We start from the raw sequence: 11,847 nt of genomic DNA, 5'->3' as shown, positions 1-11,847 counted from the left end.
AATGAGTAAAACAGTACGATTAATTCTTGGCGACCAACTTAATTCTAATCATTCATGGTTCAAGACCGTAGATGATTCGGTAGTGTATGTGATGATGGAAGTGCGCTCAGAAACCGATTATGCAAAGCACCACATTCAAAAAGTAGTTGGTTTTTTTGCTGCCATGCAAGCTTTTTACTTGGATTTAAAAGCCAAAAAGCATGAGGTAATCTACATTTATTTGAATGATGAAGACAATTTACAATCTTTTGATAAAAATATTAAAAGCCTAATTGCAAAGCACCAATTTACGCATTTGGAATACCAGCAGCCTGATGAGTTTCGGGTTGATGCACTTTTAAAAGAGCTCTGTTCAGCGATTGCTATTTCGACAGCAGTGGTTGATTCAGAACATTTCTATACGTCCCGCACTGATTTGGCCGATTTCTTCGAAGGGAAAAAGACGTTTATCTTAGAAAATTTTTACCGCATGCTTCGTAAACAGCACGATGTCCTCATGGAAGGCGATCAGCCTTTGACAGGGAAGTGGAATTACGATAGCGAAAACAGAAAAAAATTACCCAAAAACCACAAGCCTACAGCGCCTTTAGTTTTTTCCAATGACGTGACTGAAATTCTTGCAGAAGTTAATAAGACAGATGCTAAAACCATTGGAACAATAGATGCAGCTAATTTTGTTTGGCCTATAAATAGAGAACAGTCACTAGAATTATTAGATTTTTTTATCGACGAATGCCTGCATTTATTTGGTAGCTATCAAGATGCGATGACGCCAAATGAGTGGTCGTTGTATCACTCTAGATTGTCTTTTTCGATGAATATCAAGATGATTTCGCCACAGGAAGTGATCGAAAAAGCAATTCAAGCTTGGCGAGCTAATCCTGATAAAATAGAATACAATCAGTTAGAGGGTTTTGTTAGGCAAATCATAGGGTGGAGAGAGTACATGCGAGGTATTTATTGGTTAAAAATGCCAGAATATGCAACGATGAACTTTTTTAATAATGAAGAAAAATTACCAGATTGGTTTTGGACAGGAAAGACCAAGATGAATTGTTTAAAAGATGCCATCAATCAATCTTTGAATTTCGCTTACGCACACCACATCCAGCGGTTAATGATCACGGGGAACTTTGCGCTTTTGGCCGGAGTGCATCCTGATGAAATAGACGCTTGGTATCTTGGGATTTATATCGATGCTATTGAGTGGGTCGAGATTACCAATACTCGAGGAATGAGCCAATTTGCTGATGGTGGTATCGTAGGCACAAAACCCTATGTAAGCTCTGCTTCGTATATCGATAAAATGAGCCATTATTGCGGGAGTTGTTTTTATAAAAAGGAGGTCAAAACAGGTGAGAAAGCCTGCCCATTTAACAGCTTATATTGGAACTTTTATGATAAAAACGAAGACAAATTAGGAAAGAATCCACGAATCGGAATGATGTACAATGTTTGGCGAAAAATGAAGCCCGAAGCACAAACGGCCTTACTAGAACAAGCCGATTATTATTTGAAAAACATTAATGAATTGTAAAACTGGTAGAGAGCTACTGATTTTTATTCTACAAAAATAAATTACGATTACTATGAAAACAGCGATAGTTTGGTTTAAAACCGATTTACGATTAGAAGATAATGAAGCCCTTTTAAAAGCAATTGCACACGGAGACAATGTGCTACCTGTTTATTGTTTTGATGATTCAGAGTTCGAAATCACTACGTATGGATATCCTAAAACGGGTAGTTTTAGAGCACAGTTTCTATTGGAATCTTTAACTGATTTAGACGCTAACTTGCGTAAAATAGGTTCAGGATTATTGATTTTAAAAGGTAGGCCCGAAGAAGAAATTCCCAAAATTGCTGCGCAGTACAAAGCACAAAAAGTGTTTGCAAAAAGGGAAGTAGCCTATGAAGAAAAACAAACTGAAAAAAAAGTACAAGAGGCGCTTTTTAAGATGCGTTGTGAGCTGGAGACACTAAGTACAAGTACGATGTATCATGCCCAAGATCTTCCTTTTGCAATCAAAAACATTCCTGATGTGTTTACTCAGTTTAGAAGAAAAACAGAATTAGATGCTACCGTTAGAGCGGTTTTCCCAAAGCCAGACGCTATTAGTTCACCTGAAATTCCGGTTTTGGTATTGCCTACTTTAGAAGAATTAGGTTTAGATTATACACCTATCGATCCTCGTGCGGCCATACAATTTAAAGGAGGAGAAACAGAGGCATTAGCGAGGTTGAATCATTATTTTTATGAAACCAAAAACCTTTCTGTTTACAAAGAAACAAGAAACGGAATGGTAGGTGAAGATTACTCTTCAAAATTCTCAGCGTGGTTGGCTCTCGGCTGTATTTCTCCAAGAACAATTTATGATCAGGTAAAAAAATACGAGGAAATGTATGAGGCCAATGAATCTACTTATTGGTTGGTTTTTGAGTTGCTGTGGCGTGATTTCTTTCGATTTATGTTCAAAAAATACCAGACCAAATTTTTCTTGTATGCCGGTATTAAATCCGATAAGCCCAATTCAAAATCCCTGAATGAAAAATTACTCTCACAATGGATTAATGGGGCAACACCATCGGATTTTATAAATGCAAATATGATCGAATTGAAGCAAACAGGTTTTATGAGCAATCGAGGCCGTCAAAATGTGGCGAGTTATTTTTGTAACGAACTTAATATGGACTGGCGATTAGGAGCGGCTTACTTTGAATCTCAACTCATCGATTATGATGCTTGTAGCAATTGGGGAAATTGGGCCTATCTTGCAGGAGTAGGTAATGATCCGAGAAAACACCGTTATTTTAATATCGAGAAACAAGCTAAGGATTACGATAAAGACAGTGTATTTAGAGATTTATGGTTAAAATAAATCCTTAAATAAAGTGCCTGAGGTAATCTTTAACATTTTGCATGAGTTAGGAGACAATTGATTTTCTTATTTTTGGAGGAACCAATAAAAAAAGACTAATGAAAAAATTAATTCTAATAATGGCAGTTACTGCAACAACCGTATCTTTTGGACAAAGTCCGCTTAAATATCCCCAAACTAAAAAAGGCAATGTAGTCGATACCTATTTTGGTACTCAAGTTAATGATCCGTACCGTTGGATGGAAGACGACCGTTCTGATGAGACAGCTTCTTGGGTAAAAGCACAAAACGAAGTTACTTATGGTTACTTAAACCAAATTCCGTTTCGTACGGCTCTAAAAACAAGATTAGAAAAGTTGTGGAATTACGAAAAAATAGGCGCTCCCTCTAAAGAAGGGAATTTCACTTATTTTTCTAAAAATAATGGACTGCAAAATCAGTCTGTAATGTATAGAAAAGATGCTAAGGGTAAAGAAGAAGTTTTCTTAGATCCTAATACTTTTTCGAAAGACGGAACTACTTCGCTTGGCGGAATCGATTTTTCAAAAGACGGATCAAAAGTTGCCTATGCCATCTCCGAAGGTGGAAGCGACTGGAGAAAAGTAATCATCATGGACGCCCTTTCTAAAAAAATAATCGAAGACACTATTGTCGACGTTAAGTTCAGTGGTTTGTCATGGAGAGGAAACGAAGGTTTCTATTACTCAAGCTACGAGAAACCAAAAGGAAGTGAGCTTTCTGCAAAAACAGATGAGCACAAATTATATTTCCATAAACTAGGAACGTCACAAAAAGAGGACAAGGTAATCTTTGGCGCAGACCAAAAACGCAGATACATCGGTGGTTATGTAACTGAGGATGATGCGTATTTAGTAATCTCAGCCGCGAATTCCACTTATGGGAACGAATTGTATATTAAAGATCTAAAGACTCCAAACAGTCCTATTGTGACTATCGTTGATAACTTCAACAGTGATAACAGTGTTATTATGACTGAAGGTACAAAATTATTTATCGAAACGGATCTAAAAGCACCTAACAAACGTATTGTAACTGTTGACTTTAGTAAGCCAACTCCAGATAAGTGGGTTGATTTTATTGCGGAGACAGAGAATGTATTATCACCATCAACAGGTGGTGGCTTCTTTTTTGCTAATTACATGAAGGATGCTGTTTCAGTAGTGAAGCAATATGATTATTCAGGGAAAATGCTTCGTGAAATCCAGTTGCCAGCAGTAGGAACAGCAGGTGGTTTTGGCGGAAAGAAAAAAGACAAAACATTATATTACTCCTTTACTAATTACACAACGCCAGGAACAATCTACTCTTTTGATCCTAACGTAGGCAAGTCCGCTGTGTATGAGAAACCAAAAGTTGATTTTAAAAGCGATGATTACGAGTCCAAACAAGTGTTTTACACTTCTAAGGATGGTACTAAAATCCCAATGATTATCACTTACAAAAAAGGATTGCAGTTAAATGGCCAAAATCCAACCATGCTGTATGCTTACGGTGGTTTTAATGTAAGTCTTACGCCAAGTTTTAGCATTGCAAATGCCGTTTGGTTAGAAAACGGCGGGGTTTACGCGGTTCCTAATTTGCGTGGAGGTGGTGAATATGGTAAAAAATGGCACGATGCAGGAACTAAAATGCAAAAGCAAAATGTATTTGATGATTTCATCGCTGCAGCCGAATACTTAATCGCTCAAAAATACACGTCGTCAAATTTCCTTGCTATTCGTGGTGGATCAAATGGTGGTTTATTAGTAGGAGCAACCATGACGCAACGACCAGAATTAATGAAAGTAGCTTTGCCAGCAGTTGGAGTGATGGACATGTTACGTTACCATACCTTTACCGCTGGAGCAGGTTGGGCTTATGATTATGGAACGTCGCAGGACAGCAAAGAGATGTTTGAGTACATCAAAGGCTACTCACCAGTTCAAAACGTAAAAGCAGGTACGCAGTACCCAGCGACTATGGTTACCACAGGAGATCATGATGACAGAGTAGTGCCAGCGCACAGTTTCAAATTTGCTGCTGAATTACAAGAAAAACAAACGGGTCCCAATCCGACTTTAATTCGTATTGATGTAAAAGCAGGTCACGGAGCAGGAAAATCAGTGGCAGCTACTATCCAGGAAAACGTAGATATTCAGGCATTTACATTGTTCAATATGGGCATCAAGGAATTACCAGTTACGAACTAAATAATTGAAATAATAATCTACAGCTATTTCCTGCTGTTCGCTGTATCTCTGGTGGCGAACCCCGCCACAAGAGGATGCCGCTACCATCAGGGCTAGGACAATAAATTGATAAACCTATTTACAATATAAAAACGCTATTCGTGAGGATAGCGTTTTTTGATTCTAACAAAATACTGCTGAAATAGTTAGCATAAAGAGTGGTTCTGAATTATTACAAAATCTTCATTTTATATCATAATTATTTACTAATTCATTCGTTTTTTGAGTCTTCGTTCGTTAACTTTGAGAGACAATCATTAATACAATAAACTATGAAAATACAATTTAACACAGACAAAAATGTAGAAGGACATCAAAGAGTAGAAGCTTACTTTTCTACTGAATTAGAAAAAGAGCTCGCCCGTTTTGAGGAAAAAATAACTCGTATTGAGGTACATGTAGGAGATGAAAATAGTGCAAAACCAGGAATCAATGACAAACGTTGTTTAATTGAAGTTCGTCCAGCAAAATTGCAGCCTATTGCAGTTACCGCGCATGCAGATACAGTCGAGAAAGCATTTCATGTCGCTCTTGAAAAAATCAAGAAAACATTGAGCACCACATTCGATAAGCAAAAAACACATTAAGTGTAAGTTCGTAAAGGACAAAATATAAAAAAAGGACTAGCACTCATAAGTGTTAGTCCTTTTTTGTTAAGAAGATATTCTAACAGCATTTTTATAGAGTAGATGGCATTGCTATTTGCAAATAAAAACAACTACCAAACTCCTGCAAAATAGTAAACACCTCCTACTTGATGCAAGAGGTGTTCATAATCGATCAATACGTGTATGAGGGATTATTGTTCTAATTCAATTACCAAATTTTAACTCTTTTATTTGGAGCCAAATATAGGGAATCAGTTGGTTTTATATTAAAAGCGGTGTAGAACTCAGGAATATTACGGACAACACCATTTATCCTAAATTTTGCAGGTGAATGTGGATCGTTAGCTACTTGACCACGTAAATCATCTTCACGTGCTTTATCTAGCCAAACTTGTCCCCAACCAAGAAATATTCTTTGTTCTCCTGTGAAACCATCTAAAACGGGAGATTCTTTTCCATTCAGACTCATTTTGTAAGCCTTCAAGGCAATAGATAGGCCACCAAGATCGCCAATATTTTCACCCTGAGTAAATTCTCCATTTACATTCAGATCAGGAAATACCTTAAGTGCACTGTATTGGGCTACTAATGCTCCCGTTTTTTGTTTGAAGGCTGTTAAGTCTTTTGGTGTCCACCAATTGCGCATCACTCCGTCACCATCAAAAGTACTTCCTTGATCGTCAAAACCATGACCAATTTCATGACCAATTACCGCTCCAATCCCACCATAATTTACAGCGTCTTCTGCAGTAGGATCGTAGAAAGGTGGTTGTAAGATAGCCGCGGGAAATACAATTTCATTTAAAGGCGGATTGTAATAGGCATTCACGGTTTGTGGCGTCATACCCCATTCTGTACGATCGACAGCTTTGCCTAGTTTGTTAAGTTGTCGTTTGTATTCAAAAGCAGTAGCTCTTTGTTGGTTTCCAAAATAGTCGTTTTTACTAATTTTTAAAGACGAGTAGTCCCGCCATTTGTCAGGATAGCCAATTTTAACAGTGAATTTAGATACCTTATCTAAGGCTTGTTTTTTCGTCTCAGGACTCATCCAATCCAGGTTTTTTATACTTTCTTCATACGCTTTGAGCAGGTTTTTAACCAAGAGGCTTACTTTTTCTTTAGCTTCTGGAGAGAAGTGTTTTTCAACATACACCTTACCAACAATTTCGCCTAGATTTTTATTTACTGTTTCAACTCCTCTTCTCCACAGCGGTCTTTGTTTTTCTGTACCTCTAAGTGTTGTACCATAAAAATTGAAATTTTCATTTTCTAAAGCAGCATTTAAAGATGTTGCTGCTCCATGAACTACAGTCCATTTTAGATAGGCTTTCCACGTAGCTAATGGGGTTGTTTTTATTATGTCATTAAGCGATTTGATATAGTCGACCTGAGGGATGACAATATTTTTTTGATTTTTTATTCCGGCATTAGTTAGCAGTGAAGCCCAGTCAAAATCAGGCATAAGTTGTTTTAAATCTGTTATCGCGTATTTGTTGTAAAGCTTCATCATATCCCGAGTTTGCTCTTTTTTCATGTGCTTAGCAGCCAAGGAGGTTTCTAAAGCCATGATTTTAGGAGCTAATACAACTGAGTTTTCAACTCCACCCAACTGAAGCATCTTATTAATATGAGTCACATATTTTTTACGAATCTCTTTTGATTTACTGTCTTCTAGAAAATAGTATTCTCTGTCTGGAAGTCCTAGTCCACCTTGCCAAGCGTATAGCATGTATTGAGAAGGGTCTTTAAGGTCTTCCATAACCCCAATTGAAAAAGGGCTGTTGCTTCCGGATTGGTTTGCACGACCAAAGTAAGCTGCTAAATCGCTATAATTTGAAATAGAATCAATTTTCTTAAATTCGGGTAGTAGTGGCGCAATTCCTTTCTTATTTCTACCAATGGAATCCATGTACGATCCATAAAAATCGCCGATTTTTTGTTCATCTGATCCATCTGTAAAATCGCTTTTAGAGGCGTTTTCGATAATAGCTTTGACATCTTCCTGCGATTTGTCATAAACGATATAACCAGCTCCGTAATTGGGTTTATCTGCTGGAATTGTAGTGTTACGCTGCCAAGCTCCGTTTACATAAGAGTCAAAATCGTCACCTGGCCTTACGAGCGTGTCCATGTTTTTAAGAAGTAAACCGGATGCTAGTTTTTCGTTTGTCTTACTTTTATTGCAACCACTAAAAATTAGAATAGGAATGATTAAGAATGTAATTTTAAAAAAGGAGCGTTTGATTTTCATATATATTGTTTTACAATATCAAATGTAGGTAAAAATCATCACGCTACTGTTAAATTACTGAAAATAAGAATTTTATATTTTAATTAGGCGTTTTAGAAATCTATTTCGTAAACAGTAGTACTGCGAGCGCTTCATCTCTTTTATAAACATCGTCATAAAAATGTAAAATCCCGTCTCTGTCCTCCCAAGCTGTAAAGTAGCCAATATAAACCGGTATTTTATTTTTAAGGGTATACCAAGTTTCCTTTCCTTTATTCATGGCTTCATCAATTTTCTGGGAATTCCAGTTGGGGTCGTCTTCCATTATTTTATTTGCAAGTTCAACAGGCTTGGCTACTCTTATACAACCGTGGCTAAATGCTCTTTGGTCTCTGCTAAAAAGGTGTTTGGATGGTGTGTCATGCAAGTAAATGGCATTCGAGTTTGGGAATAAAAACTTTACTAGTCCCAATGAGTTTTTTACACCGGGTTTTTGACGTACGTTTCCATCATTCCATTCCATGTTATGAGTAGCCAGATAATTGGGATCTTTGGCCATAGCTGGTAAAATTTCTTTTTTAATTATGCTAGTAGGTAGATTCCAATACGGGCTAAACACAATGTATTTCATAGGAGCACTAAAAATAACGGTTTTATTTACTGTCTTTCCTACCACTACATTAGATTTTAATACAATTTCCCCATTTTTAAAATAGGATAGTTCGTATGACGGAATATTTATTGCAATTAGTTCTTTAGCCTTACTGATGTCCTTCGATACCCATCTGCAGCGTTCCATATTAACGACCAGCGTTTTGATAAGTGAACTTACAGGAGTGCTCAAGTAATTCAAAGTTGAACCATACAAAAGTTTGTCGCCATCAAATCCGCGCGTTTTTTTGAATTGTACCAAAGCATCTGCTAAGTCAGCATCATAAACTAAACTTTCGGTATTTGTTTTTATGAATCCATCAAGAAATAATCTTTTACGAACCTGAGCTATAGCTAGTACACTGTCTCCAATTTTTAAAGTTTTATATCCTTGGGGTAGACTAATACTATCCCATCCGCCTTTTTTTTCTATTTCACGGTATTTTTTAAGTTGTTCCTTCAGTAGATAATATTGGCTAAATAATGTTTTTTTGTCTTTTTTAAGTAAGGTGGGATCAATAATCAGCGAGTCAGTATAGGTAGTGTAGGTTTGTTTTTCTCGTGGTAAAAACCATTCCATTTCATTCGACTTTGCCGCGTCGATGCCGTGGTAGACTTTATCAATGTAAAAAAAATACAATGCCGTAGTGAGTAATTCTGAAATGGTATTAGGTGATGTAGATTCTTTGGCGCTGTCATAAACCAAATTTAATTCGGTTTGATAAGGAATAGTAGTTTCAATTCCTTCTTCAGGAAGATTAATTATTTTGTTATAAACAACACTGGCAAACTCGTTAGAGCCATTTTTATCATACCATAAATAGTGGTAATCGTACTTTCGATAGAGTTTGTTTACATCGAGTTGATATTTTTGTAAAAGCGGATGTTTCTCAAAAAATGACGACACTAACGTACTGTCAAAAGGAATTTTACTCAAATCTAGTGTTTCTTGAACTTGGGTTGCTGCCAAGTCTTGATCAGCACTTTTTTTACAAGAAGCAAAAAAAAGCAGGGTTAAAGCAGCTAGTAATAAGTTAGTTATAGCAGAGTTTTTCATGCCTTTCATCTTGGTTTTACAGTACTGTAAAAATACATAAAAAGGCTAAATATTACCCGGAATAGCATCAAATTTTAAATACTATTGTTAAAACGTTATCTTTACTCTTTGATTTTATCAAAATTTAATTTTTAGATTATTTTATTTAAATTTCCTTATTATGAAAAGTAGTTTTACTTATCTAGCCCTACTGTTTTTATTCTGCTCCTTCAATTCTGTAAGCGCTACTTCTGACAACGAAAAAGCAAAAGTCAATTTAGTTCTTGACACTTGGCATAAGGCTGCTGCTGAAACGAAGTTCGATACTTATTTCAATTTAATGACAAATGACGCTATTTTTATAGGTACTGATGCCACTGAGAATTGGAACAAAACGCAATTTCAAGCATTTGCAAAGCCCTTTTTTGACCGTGGAAAAGCATGGAGCTTTACGGCAGTTGAACGCCATATTTATTTTGATAAATCAGGAAAAACAGCTTGGTTTGATGAATTGTTAAACACCCAAATGAAAATTTGTAGAGGCTCAGGTGTTTTAATAAAAGTAGGGACCAACTGGAAAATACAGCATTATGTACTTTCAATGACAGTGCCTAATGACAACGTTACTGAGGTGGTAAAGATCAAAACACCGATCGAAAATGCATTGTTAGAAAAATTAAGCGTCAACTAAAAGGGAACAATATAATTTTGGTTTATTCGACTATTGATTAAATTTTCATTGGTAGCCTCTAGGTCTGATATAATTCCTTAATTTTGCCATTCGATATTAAAAGTCGAATTGTACGAAGTAAAAATATTTGAGACAAAGTGGGAAGCAAAAATAAATTAAAGAGATTCAGGGAAAACGAAACATTTACTAATGTTTTTCAACCAACAAGAGAAGAAGTAGTAGGTGATTTATTTCCTTTAAAAGGGAAATGGAACGCAGATTTTTTCAAGAATGACAATCCATTAGTACTTGAATTAGGTTGTGGAAAAGGAGAATACTCAGTTGGTTTAGCCGAGAGATACCCTAATAAAAACTTTGTTGGAATCGATATTAAGGGAGCCCGCTTTTGGCGTGGTGCTAAAACAGCAGTTGAAACAGGTTTACACAATGTAGCCTTCATTCGTACCCAAATCGAATTAATCAATCATGTTTTTGCCGAAAACGAAGTAGACGAGATTTGGATTACCTTTCCAGATCCGCAAATCAAGTACAAGAGAACCAAGCATCGTATGACCAATTCAGAATTTCTGCAATTGTATAAAAAAATCCTTAAAAAAGACGGTGTAGTAAACTTAAAAACCGATAGCGAGTTTATGCACGGCTATACCCTAGGGTTATTGCATGGAGAAGGTCATGAAGTGTTGTATGCTAATCACAATGTTTACGTAAATGAAGGAAGTCCAGAGGAAGTAACTGCTTTTCAGACATTTTACGAAAAACAATATTTGGAAGTTAATAAAGCAATTACGTATATTAGATTTAAAATTAAAGATTAGATCAGTTTCGTACGGTAACTGTTTTCTTATTTCAATTTCGATTTTTCTTTATGAATTTACTCATTTCTTTATTTACTGGTTTTGCGACTGCTTTTATAGGGATAACTCCTCCTGGGTTATTAAATATGACAGCCGCAAAGGTAAATTTGAAAGAAGGTAGACGAAATGCGGGATGGTTTATTCTTGGTGCAATTATAATTATTTTTTTTCAAGCATATGTAGCTATACTTTTTGCGCGTGTAATCAATGTTCGTCCTGATATTGTTGCCCTGTTGAGAGAGGTTGGTTTTGGGATTTTTGGAGCATTAACCGTTTATTTTTTGTGGATTGCGAAGACACCCAAAATTAAAAAAGCAAAGATTAAGAAAAGCAGCCAAAAGAAACGGTTTTTTCTGGGGATGCTACTTTCGGCGTTAAATTTTTTCCCTATTCCCTACTACGTATTCGTAAGTATAACACTTTCTACCTACGATTTTTTCTCATTTGAGCTTGCTTCGGTATTAACGTTCGTAACAGGAGTGGTACTTGGGTCTTCTATCGTGTTTTATTTTTACATCCAGTTTTTTCAAAAAATAGAATCAAAAGCCGATTATCTATTGCGAAATATGAACAAAATTATTGGGACCATTACGGGCTTGATCTCGGTGGTAACATTGTTTAATATTATTCGTTTCTATCTACAATAAAT

The 11,847-nt window shown here is 36.2% G+C and carries 9 protein-coding genes; 7 read left to right on the top strand and 2 right to left on the bottom strand.

Annotation, left to right across the window (positions count from 1 at the left end):
- Position 1 precedes the first annotated feature (1 nt).
- From H8R22_RS01160 to H8R22_RS01145, 4 genes are all read left to right on the top strand, one after another.
- A complete protein-coding gene (locus H8R22_RS01160) occupies positions 2-1,537 on the top strand; it encodes a cryptochrome/photolyase family protein (RefSeq protein ID WP_187009348.1) in 1,536 nt (511 codons plus the stop codon).
- A 52-nt stretch (positions 1,538-1,589) separates the two neighbouring features.
- A complete protein-coding gene (locus tag H8R22_RS01155; protein WP_187009349.1) occupies positions 1,590-2,879 on the top strand; it encodes a DASH family cryptochrome in 1,290 nt (429 codons plus the stop codon).
- Between the two features lie 119 nt (positions 2,880-2,998).
- Positions 2,999-5,089, top strand: coding sequence for a prolyl oligopeptidase family serine peptidase (locus tag H8R22_RS01150; protein ID WP_225875995.1), 2,091 nt, complete (start codon positions 2,999-3,001; stop codon positions 5,087-5,089).
- Positions 5,090-5,400: 311 nt separating this feature from the next.
- Positions 5,401-5,715 carry an HPF/RaiA family ribosome-associated protein gene (locus H8R22_RS01145; RefSeq protein WP_187009351.1) on the top strand — a complete coding sequence of 105 codons (315 nt, stop codon included), beginning with the start codon at positions 5,401-5,403 and terminating at the stop codon, positions 5,713-5,715.
- A gap of 229 nt (positions 5,716-5,944) precedes the next feature.
- On the opposite strand, the gene H8R22_RS01140 is transcribed toward H8R22_RS01145, so the two are convergent.
- Entirely contained in the window at positions 5,945-7,987 is a 2,043-nt protein-coding gene (locus H8R22_RS01140; protein WP_187009352.1) for a M13 family metallopeptidase, read from the bottom strand.
- A gap of 100 nt (positions 7,988-8,087) precedes the next feature.
- Positions 8,088-9,674: a L,D-transpeptidase family protein gene (locus tag H8R22_RS01135; RefSeq protein WP_187009353.1), complete on the bottom strand. Its 1,587-nt coding sequence runs from the start codon at positions 9,672-9,674 to the stop codon at positions 8,088-8,090.
- 160 nt (positions 9,675-9,834) lie between these two features.
- On the opposite strand from H8R22_RS01135, the gene H8R22_RS01130 reads away from it, so the two are divergent.
- The 3 genes from H8R22_RS01130 (at position 9,835) to H8R22_RS01120 (ending at position 11,845) form a co-directional block, all read left to right on the top strand.
- Positions 9,835-10,344 carry a nuclear transport factor 2 family protein gene (locus H8R22_RS01130; protein ID WP_187009354.1) on the top strand — a complete coding sequence of 170 codons (510 nt, stop codon included), beginning with the start codon at positions 9,835-9,837 and terminating at the stop codon, positions 10,342-10,344.
- A gap of 137 nt (positions 10,345-10,481) precedes the next feature.
- Positions 10,482-11,159: a tRNA (guanosine(46)-N7)-methyltransferase TrmB gene (gene trmB / locus H8R22_RS01125; protein ID WP_187009355.1), complete on the top strand. Its 678-nt coding sequence runs from the start codon at positions 10,482-10,484 to the stop codon at positions 11,157-11,159.
- A gap of 50 nt (positions 11,160-11,209) precedes the next feature.
- Positions 11,210-11,845: a LysE family transporter gene (locus H8R22_RS01120; protein WP_187009356.1), complete on the top strand. Its 636-nt coding sequence runs from the start codon at positions 11,210-11,212 to the stop codon at positions 11,843-11,845.
- Positions 11,846-11,847: the final 2 nt, after the last annotated feature.

It is taken from the genome of Flavobacterium kayseriense, from assembly GCF_014305095.1.
In the GTDB taxonomy this organism is placed as follows: Bacteria; Bacteroidota; Bacteroidia; order Flavobacteriales; family Flavobacteriaceae; genus Flavobacterium; species Flavobacterium kayseriense.
Note: the sequence above shows the minus strand (reverse complement) of the source record. Positions and strands in the feature narration are given on the sequence as shown.